This window comes from Hyphococcus flavus (assembly GCF_028748065.1).
GTDB classification, from domain to species: Bacteria; Pseudomonadota; Alphaproteobacteria; order Caulobacterales; family Parvularculaceae; genus Hyphococcus; species Hyphococcus flavus.
In genome coordinates this window covers 1,037,983-1,063,970 of record NZ_CP118166.1, presented here as the reverse complement: position 1 = coordinate 1,063,970, position 25,988 = coordinate 1,037,983, and the positions used below count along the sequence as shown (strand labels likewise).

Annotated in this window: 23 protein-coding genes; 16 read left to right on the top strand and 7 right to left on the bottom strand. The window is 54.7% G+C overall.

From position 1 onward, the window contains the following. The first annotated feature begins 3 nt into the window (after positions 1-3). The 3 genes from thrS to PUV54_RS05120 are packed head-to-tail and all read left to right on the top strand — an operon-like array spanning position 4 to position 4,249. Positions 4-1,968 carry a threonine--tRNA ligase gene (gene thrS, locus PUV54_RS05130; protein WP_274494506.1) on the top strand — a complete coding sequence of 655 codons (1,965 nt, stop codon included), beginning with the start codon at positions 4-6 and terminating at the stop codon, positions 1,966-1,968. A 9-nt stretch (positions 1,969-1,977) separates the two neighbouring features. Next, positions 1,978-3,249 carry an O-antigen ligase family protein gene (locus PUV54_RS05125; protein WP_274494505.1) on the top strand — a complete coding sequence of 424 codons (1,272 nt, stop codon included), beginning with the start codon at positions 1,978-1,980 and terminating at the stop codon, positions 3,247-3,249. Next, the gene (locus tag PUV54_RS05120; RefSeq protein WP_274494504.1) at positions 3,236-4,249 is read left to right on the top strand and encodes a glycosyltransferase; all 1,014 of its coding nucleotides are present in this window, start codon (positions 3,236-3,238) and stop codon (positions 4,247-4,249) included. Before PUV54_RS05125 ends, PUV54_RS05120 begins: the two co-directional genes overlap by 14 nt. Before the next feature lie 9 nt (positions 4,250-4,258). Here PUV54_RS05120 and PUV54_RS05115 read toward each other — a convergent pair whose 3' ends face one another. After that, positions 4,259-5,740: an ArnT family glycosyltransferase gene (locus PUV54_RS05115; RefSeq protein WP_274494503.1), complete on the bottom strand. Its 1,482-nt coding sequence runs from the start codon at positions 5,738-5,740 to the stop codon at positions 4,259-4,261. After that, positions 5,724-7,391 (bottom strand): ArnT family glycosyltransferase, encoded by a 1,668-nt coding sequence (locus PUV54_RS05110; RefSeq protein WP_274494502.1) that lies wholly within the window; start codon positions 7,389-7,391, stop codon positions 5,724-5,726. Before PUV54_RS05110 ends, PUV54_RS05115 begins: the two co-directional genes overlap by 17 nt. A 104-nt stretch (positions 7,392-7,495) precedes the next feature. Here PUV54_RS05110 and PUV54_RS05105 point away from each other — a divergent pair, with 104 nt between their 5' ends. The 3 genes from PUV54_RS05105 to PUV54_RS05095 all read left to right on the top strand — a co-directional run bounded on the left by PUV54_RS05105 (position 7,496) and on the right by PUV54_RS05095 (position 10,914). Next, positions 7,496-8,245: a glycosyltransferase family 2 protein gene (locus PUV54_RS05105; protein WP_420797905.1), complete on the top strand. Its 750-nt coding sequence runs from the start codon at positions 7,496-7,498 to the stop codon at positions 8,243-8,245. 83 nt (positions 8,246-8,328) lie between these two features. Beyond that, positions 8,329-8,757 (top strand): hypothetical protein, encoded by a 429-nt coding sequence (locus PUV54_RS05100; protein WP_274494501.1) that lies wholly within the window; start codon positions 8,329-8,331, stop codon positions 8,755-8,757. 393 nt (positions 8,758-9,150) lie between these two features. Further along, the gene (locus PUV54_RS05095; RefSeq protein ID WP_274494500.1) at positions 9,151-10,914 is read left to right on the top strand and encodes a bifunctional diguanylate cyclase/phosphodiesterase; all 1,764 of its coding nucleotides are present in this window, start codon (positions 9,151-9,153) and stop codon (positions 10,912-10,914) included. 6 nt (positions 10,915-10,920) lie between these two features. Here the strand turns inward: PUV54_RS05095 and phaR are convergent, their stop codons facing one another. After that, a complete protein-coding gene (phaR, locus tag PUV54_RS05090; protein WP_274494498.1) occupies positions 10,921-11,532 on the bottom strand; it encodes a polyhydroxyalkanoate synthesis repressor PhaR in 612 nt (203 codons plus the stop codon). A gap of 224 nt (positions 11,533-11,756) precedes the next feature. Here phaR and PUV54_RS05085 point away from each other — a divergent pair, with 224 nt between their 5' ends. The 4 genes from PUV54_RS05085 to PUV54_RS05070 all read left to right on the top strand — a co-directional run bounded on the left by PUV54_RS05085 (position 11,757) and on the right by PUV54_RS05070 (position 15,227). Continuing rightward, positions 11,757-12,932, top strand: coding sequence for an acetyl-CoA C-acetyltransferase (locus tag PUV54_RS05085; protein WP_274494497.1), 1,176 nt, complete (start codon positions 11,757-11,759; stop codon positions 12,930-12,932). An 83-nt stretch (positions 12,933-13,015) separates the two neighbouring features. After that, the gene (phbB, locus tag PUV54_RS05080; protein WP_274494496.1) at positions 13,016-13,741 is read left to right on the top strand and encodes an acetoacetyl-CoA reductase; all 726 of its coding nucleotides are present in this window, start codon (positions 13,016-13,018) and stop codon (positions 13,739-13,741) included. A 121-nt stretch (positions 13,742-13,862) separates the two neighbouring features. Then, entirely contained in the window at positions 13,863-14,714 is an 852-nt protein-coding gene (locus PUV54_RS05075) for a DUF4908 domain-containing protein (RefSeq protein ID WP_274494495.1), read from the top strand. Between the two features lie 93 nt (positions 14,715-14,807). Continuing rightward, positions 14,808-15,227, top strand: a complete 420-nt coding sequence (locus PUV54_RS05070; RefSeq protein WP_274494494.1) for a hypothetical protein — start codon at positions 14,808-14,810, stop codon at positions 15,225-15,227. Between the two features lie 3 nt (positions 15,228-15,230). On the opposite strand, the gene PUV54_RS05065 is transcribed toward PUV54_RS05070, so the two are convergent. The 4 genes from PUV54_RS05065 to groES form a co-directional block, all read right to left on the bottom strand. After that, the gene (locus PUV54_RS05065; RefSeq protein ID WP_274494493.1) at positions 15,231-15,875 is read right to left on the bottom strand and encodes a MarC family protein; all 645 of its coding nucleotides are present in this window, start codon (positions 15,873-15,875) and stop codon (positions 15,231-15,233) included. A gap of 105 nt (positions 15,876-15,980) precedes the next feature. Next, positions 15,981-18,095 (bottom strand): alpha/beta fold hydrolase, encoded by a 2,115-nt coding sequence (locus PUV54_RS05060; RefSeq protein WP_274494492.1) that lies wholly within the window; start codon positions 18,093-18,095, stop codon positions 15,981-15,983. Positions 18,096-18,267: 172 nt separating this feature from the next. Next, on the bottom strand, positions 18,268-19,917 hold the full coding sequence (gene groL, locus PUV54_RS05055) for a chaperonin GroEL (RefSeq protein ID WP_274494491.1): 1,650 nt from the start codon (positions 19,915-19,917) through the stop codon (positions 18,268-18,270). Positions 19,918-19,953: 36 nt separating this feature from the next. After that, a complete protein-coding gene (gene groES, locus PUV54_RS05050) occupies positions 19,954-20,241 on the bottom strand; it encodes a co-chaperone GroES (protein WP_274494490.1) in 288 nt (95 codons plus the stop codon). Between the two features lie 372 nt (positions 20,242-20,613). On the opposite strand from groES, the gene PUV54_RS05045 reads away from it, so the two are divergent. The 6 genes from PUV54_RS05045 to PUV54_RS05020 all read left to right on the top strand — a co-directional run bounded on the left by PUV54_RS05045 (position 20,614) and on the right by PUV54_RS05020 (position 25,617). Beyond that, on the top strand, positions 20,614-21,279 hold the full coding sequence (locus tag PUV54_RS05045) for a YiaD family glycine zipper/OmpA-like lipoprotein (protein ID WP_274494489.1): 666 nt from the start codon (positions 20,614-20,616) through the stop codon (positions 21,277-21,279). 227 nt (positions 21,280-21,506) lie between these two features. Then, entirely contained in the window at positions 21,507-22,541 is a 1,035-nt protein-coding gene (locus PUV54_RS05040; protein ID WP_274494488.1) for an EAL domain-containing protein, read from the top strand. A 24-nt stretch (positions 22,542-22,565) separates the two neighbouring features. After that, positions 22,566-22,985, top strand: a complete 420-nt coding sequence (locus tag PUV54_RS05035; RefSeq protein WP_274494487.1) for a hypothetical protein — start codon at positions 22,566-22,568, stop codon at positions 22,983-22,985. A gap of 27 nt (positions 22,986-23,012) precedes the next feature. After that, entirely contained in the window at positions 23,013-23,861 is an 849-nt protein-coding gene (locus tag PUV54_RS05030) for a TIGR01459 family HAD-type hydrolase (protein ID WP_274494486.1), read from the top strand. Next, positions 23,855-24,751, top strand: a complete 897-nt coding sequence (locus PUV54_RS05025; RefSeq protein WP_274494485.1) for a bifunctional riboflavin kinase/FAD synthetase — start codon at positions 23,855-23,857, stop codon at positions 24,749-24,751. The genes PUV54_RS05030 and PUV54_RS05025 overlap by 7 nt, the downstream gene beginning before the upstream one ends. A 152-nt stretch (positions 24,752-24,903) precedes the next feature. Further along, entirely contained in the window at positions 24,904-25,617 is a 714-nt protein-coding gene (locus PUV54_RS05020; RefSeq protein WP_274494484.1) for a hypothetical protein, read from the top strand. Positions 25,618-25,988 lie beyond the last annotated feature (371 nt).

Here is a 25,988-nt window from a genome sequence, read left to right as displayed (position 1 = left end):
ACTATGGTCGACATAACTCTTCCCGACGGATCCGTACGCCAGTTTGACGGGCCGGTGACGGGAACCAGCATCGCCGAGAATATCTCGAAATCGCTCGCCAAAAAGGCGCTGGCGGTGAAAGTCGATGGCGAGGTGCGCGACCTTTTCGATACGATTGATCGCGATGCCAGCGTAGAAATCGTTACCCGTGAGCATGAAGATGCGCTCGACATCATCCGTCACGACACTGCGCACCTTATGGCCCAGGCGGTCCAGGAGCTTTATCCGGGCACGCAAGTGACCATCGGACCGAACATAGAGGACGGGTTCTTCTATGATTTTGCCCGGGACGAGCCGTTTTCTTCAGATGATCTCGCGGCCATCGAAAAGCGCATGAACCAGATCGTCGAAGAAGGGCGTCCGACCCGCAGGGAAGTCTGGGATCGTGACGAAGCGATCAAGCATTTCAAGGATATCGGCGAACACTACAAGGCTGAGATTATCGCCGACCTACCGGAAAGCGAACAGATCAAGATATATTACCATGGCGACTGGCACGATTTGTGTCGCGGTCCGCACCTTCCGTCCACGAAGCATATCGGCAAGGCGTTCAAACTGATGAAGGTAGCTGGCGCATACTGGCGAGGCGATTATCGCAATCCGATGCTGCAGCGGATTTACGGCACTGCCTGGACCAATGAGAAAGACCTCAAGGCCTACCTGACCAGGCTTGAAGAGGCCGAAAAGCGCGACCACCGGAAACTCGGGCGCGAAATGGATCTCTTTCATTTCCAGCAAGAGGCGCAGGGTTCGGTTTTCTGGCATGCAAAAGGCTTTCTCGTTTGGCGCCAACTTGAGGCTTATATTCGCCGTCAACTTGATGCGGATGGGTATGAGGAAGTGAAGACGCCACAGCTTCTGGACGCGAAGCTTTGGGAAATGTCTGGCCACTGGGGCAAGTTCCGCGAAAACATGTTCGTGGTGCCCGATGAAATACCTTCTACGGAAGACGAGGCGCCCGTGCTCACAGGTGAAGGCGACCTGATGGCGCTCAAGCCTATGAACTGTCCAGCACATGTTCAAATTTTTAAGCAGGGAATCAAATCCTACCGTGATTTGCCAATCCGCATGGCGGAATTTGGGTGCTGCCATCGTAATGAAGCGCACGGCGCATTGCATGGACTGATGCGGGTGCGTCAAATGACTCAGGACGATGCGCATATTTTCTGCCGCGAAGATCAAATTACTGAAGAGACCAAGCGCTTTCTCGATCTTTTTGCACGCGTCTATCAGGATATGGGCATGACAGATATCGCCTATAAACTGGCGACGCGGCCAGAGATGCGTGCTGGCGATGACGATACCTGGGACCGCGCGGAAAAGGCCCTCGCCGATGCGCTAACGGCAGCTGGTCTTGAGTTTGAAATCGCAGAAGGCGAGGGCGCCTTTTACGGTCCGAAGCTGGAATTCCATCTGACCGACGCAATCGGACGCACATGGCAGGCGGGCACCTATCAGCTTGATTATGTTTTACCCGAACGGCTCGATGCGACTTATATCGATGAAAGCGGTGCGCGCCAGCGTCCGGTCATGTTGCACCGCGCGGTGTTTGGCACATTCGAGCGTTTTATTGGCTTGCTGATCGAAAACTATGCCGGCCGTCTGCCGCTTTGGTTGTCGCCGGTGCAGGTGGTGGTGACAACAATTACGTCCGCCGCGGACGGGTATGCGAGTGAAGTTGCTGAAGCACTCCGAAAAGCAGGGCTTCGTGTCGATCTCGATATCCGGGCGGAAAAAATCAACTACAAAGTGCGCGAACACTCTCACGCAAAAGTCCCAGTGATTGCGGTGGTCGGGGCGCGGGAAGCGGAGGAACAGAAAGTTTCGCTACGCCGTCTTGGATCTAAAGATCAGGAGACGTTGTCGTTGTCCGCCGCTGTCGCTTCACTTTCTGATGAAGCGCTGGCGCCTGACTTGAAACGCACGTAGCAGATTTTCATGCAACCGACATGGCGAGACAGACGGGACCAGCTAAGCCGGCGGTGGATTTACGGCTTGTTTATCCTGCTGCCTGTGCTCGCTGTGTTTGGTCATCGCGGCGTGGCCCCTTGGCTTTTACTCGCGAGCTTGCCGGCTTTCGCACGTGGTGACTTTTGGCAGGGGTTGTTCGGCAGGTTGTTCGACCACCCAAGTCTTAAAGATCCGACATTTGCGTGCCTTATTTCGCTGTTGGCTTTCTGTTTGTGGATTTTGTTGTCCGGGTTTTGGTCGCCAAAGCATCACTATAGTTTATTTCTGTGGATTCTCGCGCCTGGCCTGGTTGGCGCCAGCGTCGTCTGGTTCTCGCTGAACCTTTCACGCCAGTGGGCATGGCGGTTAGGGCGGGCGTTTTCACTGGCGGTGGCGGGAGGCATGATCGTCCTCGCGTTTGAGGGCGTTACGGGCGGCTTTTTGCGCGATATTGTTCCGCCTAAAGATATTTCACCTGATGGATCAAGGGACATGATCGCATTGGGCCGAGGCGTCACCGCTCTTGCGCCTGCGCTTTTCCCCGCCGCAGCAATCGCTGTCCGAGTGTGGTCGCGCGGCGCGGCGGTGTTGGTTCTTTTTATAGGTCTTGCTGCAGCATTAGCTAATGATGTCGCGGCCAATGCTTTCGCGATAGGCGTCGGACTTGGCGCGGCCGTGATATGCCTTGCCGCGCAAAGGCCGGTACTACGGACAGCCGGATGGGGAGCGATATTGTTTTTACTCGTTTCTCCTTTTGTGGCTATGTTGTTGCCTGTGGAGGCAACCTTTGAGTTGGCGCGAGAAAACTATTCCAAAGAGGTTTTAGCGGCGGCGACGTCGGCTTTGCATCGCATTGCCATATGGCAAGCTGTTGGCTTGAAAACGCTTGCTGGTTTGCCGTTTGGGTATGGCGCTGACTTTTCCCGTATCTGGAGCGAGACAGCGCCGATGGTAATCGTGCCGGGAGCGCCATCACCGCTGAGTGTGATCCCGACACACCCGCACAATATCTTTTTGCAGACCTGGCTAGAGCTTGGCGTGCCTGGTGTGGCGGCATTGGCCTCGTTTTTGTTCTTTGGTCTTAAAGCGCTTTTGCGCGCGCGACTGTCCAAGGCCGTAAGCGCGGCTGTCGCTGGCGCTTTTATCGCCATTCTCATATCCATAAATGTCGAGGGCAGTCTTTGGCAGGTTTGGCGTTTTGCCGCCATGGCGCTCGCAGCAAGCGGGATCGCATTGGCGCACGCGCTTGAAAAACGGTAGGTTGTCCACGGTAATGGCTTCCGAAGATCTACAAAGTCCGCAATCCGCGTCAGGCTGCGTTTCCGCAGTCGTCATAAGTTATTTTACAGGACCGATTTTATCACGCGCGCTCGAAGCGTTAGCCGTTCAGCCTGAGATAAAGGAAATCATTCTTGTCGATAATGGCAATTTTGATGGTCATGTCGAAAAAGCGATCAACGACAAAGCATCGCCGCTAGTCCGCGTTGTATCCGGGCATGGCAATATCGGCTTTGCGCGTGGTTGTAACCTCGGGGCGAAGGCTTGTTCTGGCGAGCACCTGCTAATCATTAATCCGGATGCGGTCATGCCGGAAGGCGGGGTTGCGCAATTGCTTCGGGACAGTACGGAGAGGGAGCGTCCATGGTTGATGGGGGCAAAGCTCGTTGGTCCCGATGGTATGGAGCAACAGGGCTCGCGTCGCCGTGTACTAACGCCCTGGCGCGCATTTGTTGAAATCACCAGACTTTACAAGCTCGCTCCTGAGCATCCTTACTTCAAACGATTCAATATGCACACGGATGAATGTCCGGGCGATGTTAGCGAGACGCCCGTCATTTCGGGCGCGATCATGTTTTTGCCGAAGGCGAATTACGATTTGGTCGGCGGCATGGACGAACGGTACTTCCTGCATGTTGAGGACATCGATTTCTGTTTGAGGTTCGCCAAGAATGGCGGGCGTGTTTTCTTCAACCCGCATGTCTCGGTGTTGCATTATAAGAGTTCCAGCCGCGCCAATCCGATCATGATAGAGGCGAGAAAAACCCAAGGCATTATCAGGTACTTTCACACACACTTTTCCAAAGCCTATCCAAAGCCCTTTTTATGGCTTGTTGATGCGGCTCTGTGGATTGCGTTTGGGCTGTTGTTCGTAAAGCGGGCGGTCTTGAAAACGATCAGGTTGGCCGGCTTTCGTGCGCGCCGGGGCGGGCGCGGCGTTGAACGCGCGAAGTCCCTGTCTCGCCGTCAGTCGATGCGCTAATCAGACCTTTTACTTGCTACCAGGCGGGGAATAGCCGTCCAGGGCAAACAGGGCGAAGCTGCGTGGCCCTGCGTCACCCAGGTCGGCAGCCGCGACACCAACCGGTTCGACTGAGTTAAAGCGATAATCCACATGAACGGAATCATCGCGGATTGAAGCAAACAATACGCGCTTGTGAGTCTGAGGGTCGAACGCCAGGAATGCTTCGAAATGATGATCGATGCCGGCGTTTGGATCAATCGCGGCGATAGGCGTTTTTATATGGCGCTGATAGTAGAGCATTTCGGAAATCAGGTAGCGATCATCAATCAGGATTGCGTCATAGCCGTCGCCCTTTGCGGCTATAATGGCGGTTTGATTCTCCCACCCTCGTATGTGTTTCAACGCGCCGGAGAAGCCAAGCGTATCCACAAGCGCGAAGTTCGTGATTCCGATTGCGAAGGCGAGCATGCCAAGTACATGCACCGCGGCGTTTGTCTTCACAAGCCAGCCGGCTTTGCGCTCAAGCAAAAATGCGGTTGCGAAAAGCATGGCGGATGGGTAGGCGGCGGCGGCCCAGTTGGCGTGAGCGCGTGAGATAAACGCCTGAAAAGCGACAACAACTAGCGGCGTTATTGTAAACGCAAGCAGGATCAGCTTTTCCTGACTCAGCGTGGCGCGGTTGGCGACTGCCGAGCGCATGCCGATCAGTAAAGCGGTAAATGTGATAACGCCGAAAACGAGAAACTGTTCTCCAATAAAACCCAAAAGGCTCAACGGCCTGAACAGCGTCGCATCCCAATTGGCATTGGCTGCCGTATGAGAAATCGTTTGAAAATCATGCCGCAAATTCCAGATGATGTTGGGCGCGAACAGCGCCAAGGCAAACAACGCCGCGACCAGCACCCATGGTGTCGAAAATTTTGCCCGCACCGGTTTTAGCGCCATCAACATTATCAAAGTAAGCGGAAAATAAATCATCGCGTATTTAGAAAGGAGGCCAAAACCAACCATCGCGCCCAGCGCCGCAAAATCCATCGGCGCTGCTTTTGACGAGCCCAATATACGGAAGAAAAAAAACAGAGCGCCAGACCAGAAAAACAAGAGTGGCGCATCGGTGGCGATGACGAATGAAGAAAGAATGACGCCCGGGATCAACAGCCATCCAATTCCAGCCCAGAAAGCAGTGCGCTCACTAAAAACTCGTCTCCCCATCAGATAGAGAAACGATGCGGCGCCGAGGTGAAAAAATGGCGCGGAAAGCCTCACGGCCCACTCGGCGTTTCCGAATATTACTGTGGTTGTGCCGATCGACCACGCGATGACGGGGGGTTTCGAAAAATAGCCGAAAGCCAGATCGCGCGACCAGTACCAGTATTGCGCTTCATCCGGCCCCAGTTCCGCCGGCGACACGAGCAAGATCAAAACACGAAGTCCCGTGATCGCCAGAGCAGTGAGCCAGAATAACTGCAGCGGAGAGATTGCTAGATTGCTGTCAGAGTGCTGCTGCATTGATATTCAATCCCGCTGTCGCATTGTGCGCCAGCACATAGATCGTCAGCGACACGTCGTTACCGTTTGAATAATTGAGGCCGTTGATAACGGCAAGTTCAGTAATAGGAGCACCCTCAATAGCGTTTAGAAAAGCAGATTTGTAGCGGGCCTCAATAATCGCTGCGCTCACTGTGCCGGAGGTAAGTCGTAGCGCAGCGTTTTCAGCATTCGTCAGCGCTGTTTTCGTCCCGAGCAAAAACACGGCTGACGGTTCGTTGTACCCGACTAACGCGGCTGGAGCGACGCCATCATGAATTGGATGACGCTCCGCGCTTTCTAGTGTTGCTGACAAGCGCGGCGAAACTTCAAGTACTATCAGGCTTGGCAAAACCCAAGTCATGACGGTCCAGGCAAAAACAGATGCAAGGCACGCCGCTGCAATGGCGCCGCTAAACCCGCGCCCGCGCCAGAACATCGTACTGATTATTACAGCCGAACCGGCAATCAACACTGCTGCTGCGATATGCAACACGTTGAATGATTTTTCACTATAGAGCAAAGGCAAGGCGATCATAAGTGCCGCGGCAATGAGGCCAATGATCAGGTAAATCAACGCGCCAATTTTTTTGGATACGCCGTCAAGGCCTTTAACGGCTGCATGTGCGCTCATGACCACCAGAGCGGGGTAAAGCGGCATCGTGTAGTGCGGTAGTTTTGTCGCCGCGATTTCAAAAACGATCCAGGCGGGTATTAGCCATGACAACAAAAACCGGGCCTGCCACTCGTTTTTCTCCCGCCATGCCCTGATCATGCCGGGGATAAGTAGCGCAGCCGCAGGCCATAGAAGTAGCCAGACAAGCGTGGTGTGATATCCCGGAGGGCCTGAGTGCCCTTCCTGGGAATTGCCGACCTTGCCCAACATGTCTCCGCCGAGCGCGTCAGAAAAAAAACGTCCCTCCGTCACGACGCCGATTGCAACAAACCATGGCGAAGCCACCAATAAAAAGAGCAAAAAGCCTGAGACCGGTCGTAATCTTTTCAGCCAGGCAAAATTTCCGGTGACGGCAACCAAGCTCCCGCCGGTCAGGAACGAGATCATCGGCGCAATCGGGCCTTTGACCAATGCGCCGAGACCTTGTGCGATCCAGAATATGAGCGGCCAGCGCCATCCGCTTTGTTTGGCGGCGAGCGAGTTTGCGTAGACGTGCACAAGCGCCAGTTGCGCGAGACAAATCAGCGCGAGGAGCATCGCGTCGGTTTTGGCGATTGTGCTTTCCGCGGTGACGATAGGCGCGCTTGCCAACAAGAGTCCCGCTAGCAGGCCGGTGCGTGAGTCGTATAGTTTTGACGCTGCGAGATACGTGAATATTGCGGCGAGCACAGCGCCAATAAGGGAAGGCAGACGATAAACCCAGATTTCTCTTGCTAGGACTTCGGAAAACCCGGTTACACTCGCCGCCTGCAACCAGTGAATGCCGGCCGGCTTTTTGTTCCGTTCAGCATCCTGAAAGCGGATTGTGATGAAATCACCTGTTTCCAGCATTTGGGCTGTCGCCTGTGCGAAACGGGTTTCGTCGCGATCAAGCGGGGGCAGCGTCCAGATTCCAGCCGCGGCTGTAACAAGCGCAAACGAAGCGACAATGATAATGCGCCGGACGGCCATGCTCATAATGGTTCCCTCTTGCAATTAGACTAGTGCCTTGCGCGGTGTTTGTCTTGTCACCCCGGAAAGACAGGTGACCTGTTAGGCGGCTTCGTTTATGTGCTCGTTTCATGGATCAGCCTCATCCTATAGCAACGAAGAGACCCGCTTTGAGCGTGGTCGCCCCAATGCACAATGAAGCGGGCGGTGCGGCGCAGCTTGTGGCGGAGATTGCCGCGGCGCTGGAAAACACAGACCATGAAATCATCATTGTCGATGACGCATCTAGTGATGAAACGTTACGTGAGCTGAGCGAAGCGACCGATAAATTTCCGCAGCTCCGCATTATCAGACACGAGCGCAACGCCGGCCAAAGTCGCGCCTTGCGGAGCGGCGTTTTGGCGGCGCGGGGGTCGGTTGTGGTCATGCTTGACGGCGATGGCCAGAACGATCCCGCTGACATTCCCTTGCTATTCGATAAATACGACCAGACACATGCCGCCATGGTCGCTGGCGAGCGCCGCGCACGACAGGATTCCAGCGCGAAAAAGCTCGCCTCCCGTTTCGCGAATGGCGTCCGCCGCAGGCTGCTTCGCGATGGTGCAACAGATACCGGGTGCGGTTTGAAGCTGTTTCACCGCGACGCCTTCTTGCGTCTGCCCTACTTCGATCACATGCACCGCTATCTACCCGCATTGATGCGCCGGGAAGGGTTTGAGGTGGTTTTTGTTCCCGTCAGCCATCGCGCCAGGGCGCACGGCAAATCGAAATATTCCAATTTGGGCCGCCTGATGGTGGCGTTTCGTGATATTTTGGGGGTTCTCTGGCTTCTCGCGCGTGCAAAATCACCAGGGAATGTAAGTGAGGAACCCCGGAAATGAGTTTTTGCGCCTTGGCGTGCTCGTGTTAAGCTTGCCAAGGTTGCGGCCGCTGACTGAGGGGGCGGCGGAATAGGAAGGATTTTATGGGCATGTATCAAATGTTTCCGTTGTTGGCGATCAGCCTGATCGTTTACGCGGTTTTGACCCTGACGGGGGCCGTGGGGTCGGCGGATGTTCCCTGGTATGATGTTATCTTCATCGAATTGCCGATGGTGTCTGGCGATACCTGGGAAGTAACCTGGGGGGATGTGTTTCTGGTAGCGAGTATCGGACTTCTTTTTGTCGAATTGCTGCGCTCCACCAAGACCGGTTCTGAATCGATCATGAACCACGCTCTTTCTGTGGTCGTGTTTGTGATTGCGCTATTGTTGTTCATCATCGTTCAGGGTTTTGGCAATTCTGTCTTTTTCCTCTTTATGTCGATGACGTTCCTCGACTTCATGGCAGGATTTATCGTCACCACGGTGACAGCGCGCCGCGACCTGGCCGTAGGCGGTGTTGCTGGGGGTTGATTTTCAGCCTGAGCAGCCTTCAAGGCCTAAAAATAAACATCTAACGCGTGCGGCTCATATTGAGACGCGCGCGTTTTTATTTTCGCATAGCCTGCGCCAGCGTTTCCTGAACTGCTGTCATATGAAGATTGTTCTTTGAGCGGCGCGTATGAGCCGAGCGTTTGCACGGGTAGATTCCGCCCGAGGACCCGCAGGCTTCTCGTTCCGCTGCGCGATGCGTTAGCAGGTTTAGTTACTGGAAGGTTAATTACTGCTTTCATACTCGCCTAATCGCAAGTTCGGCGCCGGTATATATCTTAACATCATACGATTGTGGTCGTTCGATGTCCCGCTTCAAATTTTATTTACGGCTTGGCGTGTAGAGTTTTTCAGTAAATGGCAAGAGTGGGTTTGATGGCAGAAAACGCTAGAGCGTTCCTCAATGTGCAAAAACGGGACAGGTCGACTGGGAAGGTGGATCCTTCGCAAGTGGCGGAGGAACATGCTTATCCGTCAGAAGGCGCAGGCGAACATGGGTTGCAAACCATGTTCGAATTCAATCCTACGGCAGACGACCTCAAATGGTCCGATGAAAGTGCTGCGGCGCACATTCTTGGCGTTGACGCCAGCCAGATCGCCGGTTCCGGTAAAGAATTCGCTTCGAGCATAGATGGCGACGTGGATCCGGCAAGATCGGAAGCTTTTGCCGGAAGACGCGAAAGTTATGCTTGTGAATATCGCCTGAAGCGTGCTGACGGAGCAGGCCACTGGGTCGAAGAGCGTGGCGGCTGGATCGGCTCGGGCGGCAATCGTCGTCTGATCAGCGTCATTCGCTCGATTGAAAACCGTAAACGCCGGGAAGAAGAGCTGTCTTACCTTGCTGTGAGTGATGAGCTTACCGGGTTGCTCAACCGCGTCCATTTGCGAAAAAGCCTTGATGAATGCATCGCTAAGTTTAACGCTGGTGAGGCAACAGGCGCTTACATTCTCGCAGGTATTGATGATGTCGGTGCTGTCAACGCGGATTTTGGCTTTGACGCTGCTGACAAATTGATTGTCGAGGTAGCGGGCCGGCTCAAGAGCATAATCGGGCCTGATGATCACATAGGCCGTGTGGCTGGCACTAAATTCGGCATTGTTATTGCTGACTGCGACAAGGAGCAGCTTCGTCAGACCTGTGTTCGTCTTCTCAATGTTGTGCGTGAAAGTGTTATCGAAACGAAAGGCGGTGCAGTGGCGGCGTCAATCTGCCTTGGCGCAGTTGAACTGCCGGAGCAAGCGGATAACTCAAACGCCGCTATGACGCGAGCAGAAGCAGCGCTCGACGCAGCAAAGCGCATCGGCAAGTCGAGCTGGTCAACCTTTACTGACAAAACTGATGTTGTCAGCATGCGACGCAGAAATTCGCACATGTCGGATGTCATCCTGACAGCATTAAACGAGCGCCGTATACGTTTAGCGTTTCAGCCTATAGTCAGTGATCTTGATGAAACGCCAAAGAAGTTCGAGTGCCTCATTCGCATGAGTGGGGAGGACGGGCAAAATATTCCAGCCCCGGAATTTATTCCGGCTGCTGAGCGCCTTGGGCTGGTGCATTTGCTGGATCGGAGAGTTCTTGAGCTCGCGACAAACACGCTGGCGATTTGTCCGGATATCCATCTCAATGTGAATATCTCCATGGAGACGGTAAAGGATTTCGTCTGGGCGGAAGGATATATCGCATTATTGCGCGCCAATCAGGAACTGGCGAAGCGTATCACGGTGGAATTGACTGAAACTCAGGTCATTGACGCGATTGATGCGTCCATAGAGTTTGTTTCCGAAATCAAACGCCTTGGCTGCTCATTCGGCATCGATGACTTTGGCGCCGGCTATACGTCTTTCAGAAATCTCAAGGCGATGGATATTGATATTCTGAAAATTGACGGCTCGTTCGTGACGGGTGTCTCATCGTCACGAGAAAACCAGCTTTTTGTGCGCACGCTTTTAGACCTTGCCCGAAATTTCGGCATGAAAACCGTAGCGGAATGGGTGGATAACGAAGCCGACGCCATGTTGCTGAAAGGTCTTGGGGTCGACTTTCTGCAAGGTTACTTGCTTGGCAAGCCGGAAACCAACCCGGGCTGGCTGCCTGAAGGCGCGCCGAACGATCCGCCGCAAAGACTAGAGCGTATATAACTCGCTCTAGTCGCCATCGCCCTCTAAGCGATCGAGCTTTTTCTGCAGTGCTGCGACCTGATTTTTCAAAGCGTTGATATCATCATCGCTGCTGCTTTCGTCGTGCTGGCTCCCGCCTGGTGTTGTGGGTGGCGTGAAGTTAGCGCCCATCGGCGAAAACATTTTCATTGCCTGTTCGTATAGTTCCATATTCTTGCGAACGCTTTCTTCGAACATGTTGTATCCCGGCGCGCCGCCAAACGCGTCCCGCATGCGCGAACGCATTTCTTCCTGATTTTTGGAAAAAGCGTCCATGCTCATTTCGAGATATGAGGGAACAAAAGTCTGCAGGCTGTCGCCGTAGAATTTAATCAGCTGGCGTAAGAACTGGATAGGAAGCAGATTCTGCCCCTTGCTCTCCTCCTCGAAGATAATTTGCGTCAGCACCGAGCGGGTGATGTCATCCCCTGACTTGGCGTCATAAACGACAAAATCTTCGCCTTCCTTGACCATCTCAGCCAGAAAATCGAGCGTTACATAAGATGAACTGGCCGTGTTGTAGAGACGGCGGTTTGCGTATTTTTTGATGACGATTGCGTCGCCATGCGCCTTTGAGCGGCCTTTGGATTTTTCAGCCATGATGTTAAACCCTCCCGTGCATCTTCGTGCGCGCCGATTTGGTGCGCCGCACTCTTTTTGTGCACTTGCTAAACCTGCTATAGCATGAAATGAAGATTTTCATACGCGGTTGCACCAAGTTTTATGGCTTGTAACCCATTGAGATTGCTAATTCTTCGCGTTTTTGAGCTCGGACAATCAGTTTTTAGCGGCTCAGAAACGCTTAACCATGATCAGGAGGCTCTATGAGTGGGGCGGTTATTGTTTCGGCAGCGCGCACAGGCGTTGGTTCTTTCGGCGGCGGATTGGCGAGCGTGCCAGCCGCAAAACTAGGGGAGACCGTCCTCACGGCGTCTCTGGAGCGCGCCGGGATCTCTGGTGATGACGTCCAGGAAACCATCATGGGGCACGTCCTTCAGGCCGGGCAGGGGCAAAATACGGCTCGTCAGGCTGCTATCGGCGCCGGGATCGCCAAGGAGACGCCGGCGATCACTATCAATCAGGTTTGCGGGTCGGGGCTTCGCGCTGTCGCCATGGCGGCGCAGACGGTGCGTCTGGGCGATGCGTCGATTGTCGTTGCAGGCGGACATGAAAACATGTCGCTTGCGCCGCATGTGGCGCATTTGCGCGATGGCGTGAAAATGGGCCCTAAGAATTTTACGGACTCAATGATTACTGACGGCCTTTGGGACGCGTTCAACGATTATCACATGGGCCAAACGGCTGAAAATCTGGCTGAAAAGTACCAGGTCACGCGCGAAGAACAGGATGCATTCGCCGTCGCCAGTCAGAACAAGGCGGAAGCAGCGAAAAAAGACGGCAAGTTTAAAGATGAAATCGTTCCGGTTACGATCAAAACGCGCAAAGGCGAAATTGTATTCGACCACGATGAATACATCCGGGAAGGCGCTACCATAGACGGTGTTTCCGGTCTCAGACCTGCGTTCAAGCGGGACGGCGGTTCTGTCACAGCGGCCAATGCGTCCGGTATCAATGATGGCGCGGCGGCGCTCGTTGTCATGTCCGAAGACGAGGCTGGCAAGCGCGGGATTGAGCCGTTGGCGCGGATCGCCTCCTGGGCGCATTGCGGCGTTGATCCGTCAATTATGGGCATAGGCCCCGCGCCCGCGTCACGTCTGGCCCTTGAGAAAGCCGGCTGGTCGCTTGACGATCTTGATCTGATCGAAGCTAACGAGGCGTTCGCGGCGCAGGCTCTCGCTGTCGGCAAGGAGCTTGGCTGGGATGCGGGCAAGGTCAACGTTAATGGCGGCGCCATAGCCATCGGGCATCCGATCGGCGCTTCCGGGGCGCGGATTTTGACAACGCTGCTTTACGAACTTCAGCGTTCAGGCAAGTCAAAAGGCCTCGCCACTTTGTGTATCGGCGGCGGCATGGGTATCGCTTTGTGCGTCGAGCGATAGCCGGCGGTTGAGTTCAGTAGCGTATAGTTTGGGTACGGTGTAATCAGCCGGCAAAGAGACCGGCGCTTTTAGGGAGAACCGTGATGAGCAGAACGGCTATCGTTACCGGCGGAACGCGCGGCATTGGCCGGGCGATTTCGCTGGCGTTAAAAAACAAGGGCTGCAAAGTCGCCGCCACCTATGCAGGGAACGATGAAGCGGCAGCCAAATTTAAAGACGAGACCGGGGTCAATGTTTTTAAATGGGATGTTGGTGATTACGAGGCCTGCAAAGCGGGCGTTGCTGAAATAGAAAGCGCTCACGGTCCAACGGACATTCTTGTCAATAACGCCGGTATAACCCGCGACGGGATGTTTCATAAGATGACGCCGCAGCAATGGGCGGAAGTCATGCGCGCCGATCTCGACAGCGTATTTAACATGTCACATCAGGTTTTCCCTGGCATGCGCGAGCGTAGTTTTGGCCGCATTGTGAACATCTCCTCGATCAATGGCCAAAAAGGGCAAATGGGACAAACCAATTATTCTGCGGCCAAAGCGGGCATGATCGGTTTCACGCGCGCCCTTGCTCAGGAAGGCGCGTTTAAAGGCGTTACCGTTAATGCTGTGGCGCCAGGTTACATCGCCACCGAGATGGTCTCGGCGATGAACGATGATGTCTTGAAGAAAATTACCGCTCAAATCCCTGTAGGCCGGCTCGGCAGCGCTGAAGAAATCGGCGATTGCGTCGCTTTCCTGGCGGATGAAAATGCCGGCTTCATTACGGGCGCCGTTCTGTCCGCCAATGGCGGTCAGTATCTGGCTTCTTAAGCCTTGTAATTAGGGTGCTTTTTGGGCTTTGCCGTGCGAATTTTCGCGGCAAAGCCCTTTTTTCACCAAATTGTCCAGCTAGAATCTCCTTGTTGTGAAGCTGGTTAGGAGATAACCGGGCGTGCGGATTACGGCTCTTTTTAGCGGATTGTTTGCGTTGAGCATCATCGTTTCGCCTATGGCGTCGGCCCAAGGGCTCCCTGCGGCAGGTATTCTGTTTCAGCAAGACAATCCTTTCTCTGCGCTTGTCGGTAAAAGCCGCGAGCGATCGCAGCGGCGTGGGGATCGCAGCGATGTTGAGCGCTATGTCCTCACAAGCGATGACCGTATGTTCCTGTTTGAAGAGCTTGCCTCGGGCGCTCGGGTTCAGTTTCTGTGCGGAGAAAATGATCAGCGTATTGATTGTGTGATCGACATGGCTGGGCCGTCACCTGAAATTCACGCCTTGTCAGCGACGCGCGGACCGCGTGGAGATGTTATCTATAAGGACGCCCGCGATCACACGCTGATCCGGATTGCCGCCTATGGCGGCGCTACTGTGTACTGGCCTGGTGAGACACGCGGCATTGCTGCGTCGAAATCATTCGGTGATGACCGGTCTTTGCGCCTCGGGTTTACAGATATGGAAACCGCTTCGAGACGCGCCCAGGGCGCCGCCGCGCAAATCAGCGCTTTAACAGGGTCACCCGTTTTCTTTGACATCAGCGCGGCGAATGCATCGGGTGGGGCAAACGCCGCCGTGCTTGCTGACGCCATCGTGACATCAGCAAAGGGAATCGCCAGCGTCGCGCAGGATGAAACGGGCGCCGCCGCCATTTCCTCTAGGATCAAACGGGTTATTTTTCTCCCTTCAACAGACGCCGAAATATCCCTTGGGGGGTCAGTTCTGGAAATTCGCTACGTGCCGAATCTGGACATAGAGGGACGGCCGTCATCCGCTAAGGTCGCGCAATTCCTGGAGGAATCGCTGTAAACGTCTCGAACACGCTTCTATCGTAGGGTCACGACGTCAGGTCTTAAAAGGGCCGTAAACGCCGGGCATCATATAAGGATCATGAACGAGCGCTTGAGGATAACACCAAAGAACCGCTTTCTCGGCGCGGCAGCCGCCGGGCTGGTGATGTTCTGCACGCCTTTGTCTGCAAATTCTCAATCGCTGAAAGAAGCTCGTGCGCAGGAAACAGAAGAGCGTGCGCTGGAGCGTGAAGCGTCTTTCACCCGTTCCGTATGCGGTATGAATTTCGACGTTGTTATCGATTGGCGATCGGCGGCCAACTGGCCTGACGGCGCCAGTATCGCTGAATCTTGCGATGGCGCCCTTGGCGCGCTTGAGGCTGCTTGCCGCCGTGGCGGCGCGCCCCGCGTTTCACGTTTCGTCTGCGCGGGCGATGGTTCCGGCGCCAGCTTGCGCGGCGGTACGCTGCGTTACGGCGCGAGCCCTGGCGACAACGGGTTCTCCGAAACGCGCGCTGTTCTCAACGATTAAAATTTATACGCCGACGCCGGTTTCGAGGATGCCGACGCGTATTCCATCAAATACATACTGAGTTGAAAGCGCCATCAGCAGCATTCCTAAAATGCGGGTTATGGCGTTCATGCCCGTACGGCCGAGCACGTCGCCAATCCGGCTGGCGAACGCCATCATCAGGACTGCGATGGCGAGCACAATGACAACAGCGATCATGGCGGCGCTTTTTTCAACCATTGCCGTGTCCGGCCCCATAACAAGCATGATGGTTGCAATCGCCCCAGGCCCGGCAAGCATGGGAATGGCGAGCGGGAAAAAGGCGATATTGTCGCGAGCGGAGGCTTTCGGTCCCGGTGTTTTGGCCTGGGTTTCGCTGTCAGGGTCAAAAAACATCCGGAAACCCATAATGAACAAAATTATGCCCATGGCGGCGCGGAACGCGGCGAGGCTGACGCCAAGATGATGCAACAGCGCATTTCCGGCAAAGCCGAAAAACAACAGAATACCGATCGAATAAATCGCCGCCATGAACGCAATGCGTAAGCGCTCTCTTGGCAGATCGTTTTTTGTTAAGGACGCAAAAATCGGCGTCACCAGAATTGGGTCGATCACGATGAAAAGCGTGACGAAGGCTGTGACAAAGACAGGAAGTATATCTGTGAACATTGAAGTGCGTCCTTAACGGCCTTCTGCCCTAGGCGCCATGGTGAGCGCAAGAAAAAAGGCGACTATCAAAAGCCGCCTTTTCTCTGATTCTGAGTTGAGAATGAGTTAGAACGGCATGAAACCCCAAACGCTAAGCCAGCTCGCCAGCGCAATGCCTGAAAGCCCCGTTAGCAGCAGGCCCAAGAAAACGCCTATGGGAAGAGGCATGCGCATTCGCGCCTTCATGGTGAGCAGTAACAGGAGCAGACCCAAAGGCCCGGCGGCGAGGCCCGCCATGGCGAACCCTTTCGTCCATCCGGGAAGACCGAAGAGCAGGAGGAGGCCGTTAGCGTCGGCGGTCACGGCGCCACCAGCGGCGATACCGCCAATAGCTGCTGCCCCTGCCAGCGCGGTCACCCATGCGATAACGCGCGCGCCACCCGTAGTCATTGCGCCGGCCCCATTGATGAGCCTTGCAACTGGCGCAAGCGTATAAACGATAGCGCCGAAGATCAGCACAAACGCCGGCAGCCCGGCCCATAGGGCCGGAACAACAATTTTTTTCGGTTCCTCGGACATGACCGTCGCAAGCTTGATCAAGCCATCTGTTGTAAACAACGGTCCATTAAATTCCGGCGCTTCCATGCCCTCCGGGCATGAGGTGTCAAGCTCACTGTCAGGGTTGTCGTAGAACTTGGTCAGGAAATCGCCCGCGCATTCAACCGAGCGTGTCGGACCATGTCCTGCATAGGCGAACTCTACATATGTGCCATTGCTGAAGCCTGAAAGAATGTCCTGCGCGAGTGGCGGCGGCGTAATCGGGTCCATAGCCCCCTCAACGATCAGGGTTCGGATATCTGTTTCTACCGGTAAGTAATCAGTCGCTGGACGCGCATTAGCGCCGTATTTTTCACAAACGCTGGCCATCTTGTCGACCACATCCAGAGAACCGAAAATCTTGCCGAGTGCGGGATAGTCCGCAATGTCTTCCTGAAAGGCGGCTTTCATCTGCGGATGCCAGCCGTCGTTACAACTTATGGCGTCATACATCCCCTGACTAATATCAAATCCGACGCCACCGCCCGGTCCGCCAGCGGTAAGAATGCGCAGCCGGCCATAATCTTCCTCCTCTACCATTCTTGCGAGCGCATCAATCATCGCAGGTAGGGAGGGATAGTTGTCCTGTTCGTAAAACAGAATGAACGGTAAAGCGCCGATTATATCGTGGAAGAAATACCCCTTGCCAGTAGGAAAAAGTTCGGCGTCGATCGCATCATCAATGATGATTGGGCTATCGGCGACTTTTTCAATGGCGCCTTTAAGGCGCTCTTTGAAGTTCGGAAAATTGCGCGCGCATTCATCATCTGCTTCGCATATTTCCTGTAACATTGTCAGGTCGCGATCATAGTAGCGCGCAATGTTATGAAATGTTGCGTCCTGCCGTAAGGGAACAATAGCGTCGATGACGGCGGCGCGAATGCCTTCAGGGTCTTCTTTCAGATACGCCTGCCCCAGAATTGAGCCATAGGAAATGCCCCAGACATTCCACTCGTCATAGCCGAGCGCCATGCGAAGCGCGCGGGCGTCACGCGCGTTTTCGATCGTGTTGTAGCCTGATAAGTCGACGCCGGCCGCGCTTGCCTTGGCAAAGCATGCTTCCATGCTTTTCACGCCTGCGAGCTGGTATTCATTCCATTCTGGCGTATTGGCATGTGATGGATCAAAGAGTGGATAATCGAGGCAAAAATCTGAAGACCATCCGATGCCGCGTTGCTCAAGGATGTATAGGTCGCGAACGTCACGCGCGCCATGATTTTGAAAACGCTTTACATAACCTAAGGCTTTTGCGCCTGGGCCGCCGGTGAAATAAATGATCGGATCGGCGCGTTTGAACCAGTCTCCGTCCTCTTCATTATCCCATTTTTCCGGTTTTCGCGCCGCCAGCTTGATGAATTGCAACTCGATCATGCGCGAGTCTGGTTTCTCGCGGTTTTCCGGCACTTCAAGCTGGTAGCAAGAAATCTCGCCGTCCTTGTACTGGACTTCGCCTTTAAAGGGGCAGGCGACTGTCCGAATGCGGAGCGTATCGCGCGCAAAGTAATTTATTGGCTCTGTTGTGTCTGGAGCAGTTGCGCTTGTCACTGTCGCAGAAGCGTCGGTGACTTCTTGCGCCGATGCGAAATTTGTTATTGCTGAAACAGCAAAGAATGCGGCTGTCGCCGCGCGAAAGAATACCGTCATTACCAGCCCCCGCCGATTTTTTGCCCCCGTTGGAACCTTATCAAAGCTTTCGCCGCATGCAATCAAAGCGAGGAAATTCCCGCTTAGCGTGTATAACTGCGCATTAAAACAAAAAGGGCGGCTCCGAAGAGCCGCCCTTTGGGTACGCAACTAAAGCTTCTTAGGCGAGCGACTACATCATGCCGCCCATGCCGCCCATTCCGCCCATGTCAGGCATGCCGCCGCCCGCGGCGCCTTCTTTTTTTGGTGCTTCTGCGACCATCGCCTCCGTCGTAATGAGGAGGCCGGCGACGGAGGCCGCATCCTGAAGGGCCGTACGAACAACTTTCGCAGGGTCGACAATGCCGGTGGCGATCAGATCGCCATATTCATCCGTCTGCGCATTGAAGCCGAACTTGAAGTTGTCCTGCTCCAACAGTTTGCCGACAACGATAGAACCTTCGCCGCCAGCATTTTTGACGATCTGCCGGATCGGCGCTTCGAGTGCTTTGCGCACGATATTGACGCCAGCATCCTGATCAGCGTTGACGCCTTTAACATCAGCAAGGGCTTTCGATGCGTAAAGCAACGCTGTGCCGCCGCCTGGAACGATGCCTTCTTCGACAGCTGCGCGTGTTGCGTTTAGCGCGTCATCGACGCGGTCTTTACGCTCTTTCACTTCGACTTCCGTTGCGCCGCCGACTTTCAGAACTGCTACGCCGCCGGCGAGTTTCGCCAGGCGTTCCTGCAGTTTTTCGCGGTCGTAGTCAGACGTCGTTTCCTCGATCTGACGGCGGATCTGGCCGGTGCGCGCTTCGATGTCGGCTTTTTCGCCGGCACCGTCGACGATTGTCGTGTCGTCTTTGTTGATCGACACTTTTTTCGCCGTGCCAAGCATGTCGAGTGTGACGTTCTCAAGCTTGATGCCAAGGTCTTCGGAAATAACCTGACCGCCCGTAAGTACGGCGATGTCTTCGAGCATTGCTTTACGGCGATCGCCAAAGCCTGGCGCTTTGACGGCTGCGATTTTGAGGCCGCCGCGCAGTTTGTTGACAACGAGGGTCGCCAGCGCTTCGCCTTCAACATCTTCCGCGATGATCAACAGCGGACGGGAAGACTGAACAACAGACTCAAGAAGCGGCAGCATGGACTGCAGGTTCGAGAGTTTTTTCTCGTGCAAAAGAATGTACGGATCTTCGAGTTCCGCAATCATCTTGTCAGCATTGGTGATGAAGTAAGGCGAAAGGTAGCCGCGGTCGAACTGCATGCCTTCAACGACTTCCAGTTCGGTTTCGAGCGACTTGGCTTCTTCAACCGTGATGACGCCTTCATTGCCGACTTTGTCCATTGCTTTCGCAATCATGTCGCCAATTTCTTTTTCGCCGTTCGAAGAAATCGTACCGACCTGGGCAATTTCATCGGACGATGCGATCTTCGTCGCGCGCGCCTTGATGTCTTCAACGACTTTAGCAACAGCGAGATCAACGCCGCGCTTCAGGTCCATCGGGTTCATGCCGGCTGCAACAGCCTTCGCGCCTTCTTTGACGATTGCCTGAGCGAGAACGGTGGCGGTCGTCGTGCCGTCGCCGGCTTCGTCATTGGTCTTCGACGCAACTTCCCGCACCATCTGTGCGCCCATGTTTTCGAACTTGTCTTCAAGCTCGATTTCCTTCGCGACGGTGACGCCGTCTTTCGTCGTGCGCGGCGCGCCGAACGACTTTTCGATAACCACGTTGCGGCCTTTTGGTCCGAGCGTGACCTTCACCGCATTGGCGAGGATGTCGACGCCGCGCAGCATTTTATCGCGCGCTTCTACGTCAAACTTGACTTCCTTAGCAGCCATTGATGCTTCTCCTTAAATATTCAAAACTTGTTGGGGTTAGTCGATGATCCCGAGGATGTCGGACTCTTTCATGATCAAGAGATCCTCACCGTCGATTTTCACTTCCGAGCCCGACCACTTGCCGAACAGGATTTTGTCGCCAGACTTGACGTCTAGCGGCACGATTTCATTGTCGTCGCCGCGCGCGCCTGAGCCGCACGCTACAACTTCGCCCTGCTGGGGCTTTTCCTTCGCGGTATCGGGGATGATGATGCCGCCAGCGGTTTTTTCGTCTTCTTCGATACGACGGACCAACACGCGGTCATGGAGAGGCCTGAAAGCCATAGATTTGGTCTCCCTTGGCTGAGTTTTTCTAGTAAAAACAACCGGTTAAACATATTGCGCATAAGCGGGCGCAGCCGCTAGCACTCATATTAAGTGAGTGCTAGCGGCGATTTAGGATCGGGCCGGGGTTGGGTCAAGGGGGCGGGTGATTTTTGTGGGTGCTTGAGCCCAAGAGCATCTAATCCGGAAACAAATCGTGAGATCGGGTTCTGGCGCAACTTTCGCCGCAATTACGTGTTTTTAATTCGAGCCGAACCGCAATAACGCCATAGTGGCGGCGCTGACCCATGTGGCCAAAGGGGCGGCTAAACGCCGGACAATAGCGGAATTGAAATTCAAATGGCCATGCAACGCGTGAAAGGAAGTGAACCCATGCGCAAAGCACTCATTTTGGCGACAGTCGCGGTCTTTGCCGTTGGCTGTTCAACGAACCCTTATACTGGCGAGCGACGGGCGAGCCGAACCGTGACCTCTGGCGCCGGCGGCGCTGCTGCGGGCGCCGCTGCTGGAGCCATCGCCGGCGCCATCGCTGGCAGGCCCGGCAAGGGCGCGGCCATCGGGGCTGCTGCGGGCGCGGCCATTGGCGTTGGCATCGGTGTCTATCAGGATCGCCAGCAGGCTAAGTTGCGTGAACGCCTCGTAAACAGCGGCGTTCAGGTGCAGCGCGACGGCGATAACCTGATTTTGCTGATGCCGTCTGACATTACTTTTGCGGTAAACCAGTCGGACATAAACCCAGGTTTCTATGAAACGCTGAACTCCGTCGCTCTCGTGTTCGAAGAGTATGATAAAACCACCATCAGCGTTTATGGTCACGCGGACTCAACGGGGCCAGAAGATTACAACCAGCGGCTCTCCGAACGGCGTGCGCAGTCAGTGTCCAGCTATCTTGCCGGGCAGAGCGTATCGCCAGCCCGGTTGCGCTCCGTTGGTTTCGGAGAGACGCGTCCCATCGGTGACAACAGCACTGAATCAGGCCGTTCAGCGAACCGCCGTGTTGAAATCGTGATTGACCCGATTGACAGCGCGTTCAACTGATAATCTTCAGTTAAGGATTAATCGATTGTTACACGCCCGCCCGGTAATGCCGGGCGGGCGTTTTTGTTGCTCGCATTTGCTCTGCATGCACCCCAACCGAGCTGCTTTAATCGCTTTTAAAGACAATTTTCGTAAAAGTTTTTATGGAACGGGGCGCATGTCCGCCTCTGAGATGTCTGGATTTTGCGAGAATGAATTTTCGGCAGAAAAGTTCGCGTTACGGCGCAATGGTATTGTTCGCTGCTGGCATCGCTGCTGCGTTCTTGATCATTGCAACTGTACGGTCAGGATTTAAGCCGGATTTTGAAATCTGGCTCGCATGCGGGCTTGTTTGTTCCTTGATATTACATGCTCGTGCGAGTTTTGCGCTCAGCAAGGCGCAGCAGGAAATAGAGTTGCTGAGCAGTTTGGTTCGAAAATTCAATCCTAAAGACAAATCGGCGCCAAAACTGAAGTTTGATTCTGTAAACAAAGGGCAGCCGGAAGACGCTGATGCATTGCGCGCTGTCCAAAGCGCCATTGAAAATGATAGAGTCGATCTATATCTGCAGCCAATCGTCAGCTTGCCGCAGCGTAAGTTACGCTATTTTGAGGCGTTCTCACGGTTGCGCCAGGAGGACGGCCGGTTTTTGCAGCCGAATGATTATCTGGACGCCGCCGAGCGGGCGAACCGGATCGGGCTGATCGACAATATGATTTTATTGCGTGCGGTTCAGGCGCTTCGCCAGCTCGGCGCTGCGGGCGCGCAATACAGAATTTTCTGCAACATCTCGCCAGCAACGATTTTCGACCAGGACTTTTTCGTTCGGTTTACGGATTACCTTGATGCAAATGAAGACTTTGCACATCAGATAATCTTTGAATTCACCTATCCTGCAGTTGAAATGATGCATGAGCGCGTCAAATCCAACATGCGAGCTGTGGCGGATCGCGGGTTCTCGTTTTCCGTAGATCATATCAGGCGATTTGACCTTAATTGGCGAGCGCTCGGGGAGCGAGGCTTCCGCTATGTCAAAGCGTCAAGCGCGATGTTGCTTGCTGAAAGCGCCAAGGGTTCAGTGGGTGAGGGGCGAATCCAGTCATTCAAGCAAAACCTGCATGACAACAATATCGATCTGATTGTCGAAAAGGTTGAGCTTGAATCGCAATTGCCCGGCATTCTGGCGCTAGGTATCGATTATGGTCAGGGCAATCTGTTTGGGGCGCCAAAGCCCGCTCAAGGGTATTTGGGACCAAAGGATGACTTCGCGCTGGCGTCATAAACGAATTGCTATGCGAGGCGTGACATGCCGCATGAAACTCAATGGGCCGATCACGGAATAGAATGGCGATATTTCGGCCACGTCACGGCTGATGAAGCGCGGAGCGCTGATCAGGCGTTCTACAGCGACCCACGCTCGGACTATGCCCGGTATCAACTCATAGACCTCAGGGACGTCACGCAGCTTGATTTTCCGGAATCTGATCAGGAGTTAAGCGCCGCGATTGACGGCGCCGCGAGCTATTCCGTGCCCTGGGTCCGCATCGGGTTCATTGTTCCGGATGATAGGTTTGATAAAGCGCTTGAACTTTACATCGCCTTGATCAGCAAAACTAGCTGGTCTGCAAAAACCTTTACTGATCCCGAAGCGGCGCGACGTTGGTGTGAAAACGATGATGAAAGCGCCATGTTGAAGCTGCGGCGGCGCCTTGCGCTTGACGCCTAATCGCGTCCGGCTTATCGGCCTCATCTGGTGAGCAGGCCGCGATTCATATCTTCTATCCGTACCCTGGCGTCCGATTACGATGCTATGTTGTGCGATGCTTGGGGCGTTATTCATAATGGCGTCGAGTTGATCGCGGGCGTTGAAGAGGCGATGATCAATTTCCGAAAGGCGCGGGGCCCGATCATCATTCTCACCAATGCGCCGCGCCCATCATCTATTATCCCGGCGCAGCTTGACCGGCTTGGCCTATCTTCGGATGCTTACGATGCGGTCGTGACATCAGGCGATGCGACACGAGCTATGATTGAGCGCCATCTGCCTGCGCCGGCGTTTCGCATAGGCCCGTCGAAAGATGACCCGCTGTTCGAAAACCTGGATATTAATTTCGTTCAACTGGAAGAAGCCGGTTTTATCATTTGCACCGGACTGATGAATGACGACCGGGAGCATCCTTATGAGTATCGTGAAATTTTGGGGCATGCTGCGGAACTGCGATTGCCCATGATCTGCGCCAATCCGGACATTATTGTGAACTGGGGCGGGAGACGTATCTGGTGCGCGGGCGCGCTTGCAGAAATTTATAAGGAGCTTGGAGGTAATGTCGCTTATGGCGGCAAGCCTCATGCGCCAATCTATGAGCAAGCTAACAAAGTCATTGACCGTATCAAGCCTGGCGTTGCGGCGTCCCGTATTCTCGCCGTGGGCGACGGCTTATTGACGGATATAAGGGGCGCTAATGACCAGGGCATCGATGCTATGCTGGTTACAGGGGCTGGCGGCATTCATGATGGCGGTGGAGATCATGCTGACGTTAGCGCACAATTAAATGAGGCGGGCGTCCATGCGACTGCGGTTGCGGAGTTGCTTCGGTGGTAGGGCGGAATCGATACATTGCTGCGATTGGCAACTTTGACGGCGTTCATCTTGGCCATCAGTTTTTGTTGAAAGAAACATCCGCGTTTGCCAGTCAACATGATGCTAAGCTTGGCGTGGTGTTGTTTGAGCCGCATCCGCGCCGGTTTTTTCAGCCTGATGCGCCGCCTTTTTTGCTAACCAGCTCGCCTGCTCGCGACTCGATTCTGCGCAGTCACGGCGTCAATGAAATCTTTACACTGACGTTTGACGCAGAGCTCGCGTCCATGACGCCGGAACAATTCGTAAATGATGTGCTCGTTGGCCGCTTTTTGCTTGCGGGTGTTATGGCGGGGGCGGATTTCCGTTTTGGGGCGAAGCGCGCAGGTGATGGTGCTGCTTTGAAGGCGCTGGGTGAGCAGGCCGGCATGAAGGTAAAGCTCGTTGAGCTTCTCGACGATAGCGATGGCGAGGGCAAATACGGATCAAGCGCCATACGCGAAGCAATTCGAGATGGCGCGATGGACGAGGCGCGAGAGATGCTCGGTCGGCCGTGGTCTGTCACGCGATCCGTTGAGGAAGGCCGTAAAGTCGGGCGGACTATAGGTTTCCCGACTGCGAATATGACGCTCGGTTCGCTGGTGGAGCCTCGTAATGGGGTTTACGCAACGCGCGCTGTCGTTAATGGCAAGGTCTATGGCGCTGTGTCGAACTTCGGCCGCAGGCCGACGGTGGGGTCTGATGCGCCTTTACTGGAAACCTATCTTTTCGATTTTGAGGGCGACCTTTACGGGCAGGAAATACAGATTTCATTCCACGCATTTCTGCGTGATGAAAAGAAGTTTGACGGCCTGGACGCCCTAAAGGCTCAGATTGCGGAAGACTGTCTCATGGCGCGGGAATTGCTTGGTTAATAACGCTCGCAAGGTCGTGTTTTGAGATCGGCTGTTCGCCACATTCTCGACACAAAGCCAATGAAAATCGGTGAGCATAGTACGGGATGCAGCCTGCCCGGACTTTGCATTGATGGCAATGAGTAGGGATGGCCATGAGTAGGAAATTCGCGATGAAATCTGTTTCCCGAAAAATCATGATCGGCGCGGCAGCAGCCGCGCTTTCTCTTGGGATTGGCGCGCCGGCGATGGCTTATGGCGGCAGCCATGTCAGCGTTCATTACTCAAGCGGTTATTATGGCGGCGGCTATCATGCGGCCGGGTACAAGTCCTATCGTCACCGCGGCCATTACCGCCATGGACGTCGCCACCATCGCCATGGCGGCGGCGGAAAGGCGGCGGCGATCGCATTGGGTGTGATTGGCGGCGCGATCATATTGAACGAACTTTCTGAAGACCGTGAGCGCGCTCGCTATTCGCGAGACCGTTACTATGACGGGTATTACGATGGCCGCCGCGATGCGGGGGCGGCAGATTATTACGACCGTGCTTATGATGATCGTTACGAAGACGAGTACGACTATGAAGAAGCGCCTCACGAAGGCGAGTATGATGATGGGCTCGATGATCGTCTTGACGGCGCCGCTGCGCCGGCGCGTATTTCCGTTGACGCCGCATATCAGGTTTGCCTCGACCACGCGCGCAGCGCCCTTGCCGAGCGCGGCTTTGTGGTAACGGCGCCATATCGTCCCGCATCGATAGAAGACCGTGGCGGCGCCTTGTTGATGACAGCAAATGTGAGCGCGCAGCGCGGGCGTGAAAGCTGGTCGCGGGCGATGTCCTGCGAAGCCAGCGATACAAGGGTTTACCGTCTCGAGCTTATCTAGCGTTTAGCGTTTGGCGCATTTCAGCCTTAGCGCGAACCTGATAAAAAACCTGTAAGTGAGTGCTTACTAACTTTGTTGGTGCAAAACTTCAGTGACAGTGTGGCTCGCAAGCTTGATGCGCGATCTTCAGTCTTGCCGACATCAGCATATGGCGCTCGGAATATCCTTTCGGCCTTTCGGGTCTCTGATTGAGTCGCGGTCACCAGCGCCGTGACTTGTATTGCCCGGCCTGCTAACAAGGACCGCATGTTGATCGGATCAACCATATCCATATCGGGCGTCATTCGAATTATCAGCCCGGACCGGTGCGCAACTAGCTGACTTAAGGCTTGACAAACGCGCCCGGGACCGGGCCTTGCTCACCCTTAAAC

What these genes read in the sequence shown, in the direction of transcription:
- thrS (WP_274494506.1), top strand. Translation starts at nt 4, where the DNA reads ATGGTCGACATAACTCTTCCCGACGGATCCGTACGCCAGTTTGACGGG.
- PUV54_RS05125 (WP_274494505.1), top strand. Translation starts at nt 1,978, where the DNA reads ATGCAACCGACATGGCGAGACAGACGGGACCAGCTAAGCCGGCGGTGG.
- PUV54_RS05115 (WP_274494503.1), bottom strand. Translation starts at nt 5,740, where the DNA reads ATGCAGCAGCACTCTGACAGCAATCTAGCAATCTCTCCGCTGCAGTTA.
- PUV54_RS05110 (WP_274494502.1), bottom strand. Translation starts at nt 7,391, where the DNA reads ATGAGCATGGCCGTCCGGCGCATTATCATTGTCGCTTCGTTTGCGCTT.
- PUV54_RS05105 (WP_420797905.1), top strand. Translation starts at nt 7,496, where the DNA reads ATGGATCAGCCTCATCCTATAGCAACGAAGAGACCCGCTTTGAGCGTG.
- PUV54_RS05100 (WP_274494501.1), top strand. Translation starts at nt 8,329, where the DNA reads ATGGGCATGTATCAAATGTTTCCGTTGTTGGCGATCAGCCTGATCGTT.
- PUV54_RS05095 (WP_274494500.1), top strand. Translation starts at nt 9,151, where the DNA reads ATGGCAGAAAACGCTAGAGCGTTCCTCAATGTGCAAAAACGGGACAGG.
- phaR (WP_274494498.1), bottom strand. Translation starts at nt 11,532, where the DNA reads ATGGCTGAAAAATCCAAAGGCCGCTCAAAGGCGCATGGCGACGCAATC.
- PUV54_RS05085 (WP_274494497.1), top strand. Translation starts at nt 11,757, where the DNA reads ATGAGTGGGGCGGTTATTGTTTCGGCAGCGCGCACAGGCGTTGGTTCT.
- phbB (WP_274494496.1), top strand. Translation starts at nt 13,016, where the DNA reads ATGAGCAGAACGGCTATCGTTACCGGCGGAACGCGCGGCATTGGCCGG.
- PUV54_RS05065 (WP_274494493.1), bottom strand. Translation starts at nt 15,875, where the DNA reads ATGTTCACAGATATACTTCCTGTCTTTGTCACAGCCTTCGTCACGCTT.
- PUV54_RS05060 (WP_274494492.1), bottom strand. Translation starts at nt 18,095, where the DNA reads ATGACGGTATTCTTTCGCGCGGCGACAGCCGCATTCTTTGCTGTTTCA.
- groL (WP_274494491.1), bottom strand. Translation starts at nt 19,917, where the DNA reads ATGGCTGCTAAGGAAGTCAAGTTTGACGTAGAAGCGCGCGATAAAATG.
- groES (WP_274494490.1), bottom strand. Translation starts at nt 20,241, where the DNA reads ATGGCTTTCAGGCCTCTCCATGACCGCGTGTTGGTCCGTCGTATCGAA.
- PUV54_RS05045 (WP_274494489.1), top strand. Translation starts at nt 20,614, where the DNA reads ATGCGCAAAGCACTCATTTTGGCGACAGTCGCGGTCTTTGCCGTTGGC.
- PUV54_RS05040 (WP_274494488.1), top strand. Translation starts at nt 21,507, where the DNA reads ATGGTATTGTTCGCTGCTGGCATCGCTGCTGCGTTCTTGATCATTGCA.
- PUV54_RS05035 (WP_274494487.1), top strand. Translation starts at nt 22,566, where the DNA reads ATGCCGCATGAAACTCAATGGGCCGATCACGGAATAGAATGGCGATAT.
- PUV54_RS05020 (WP_274494484.1), top strand. Translation starts at nt 24,904, where the DNA reads ATGAAATCTGTTTCCCGAAAAATCATGATCGGCGCGGCAGCAGCCGCG.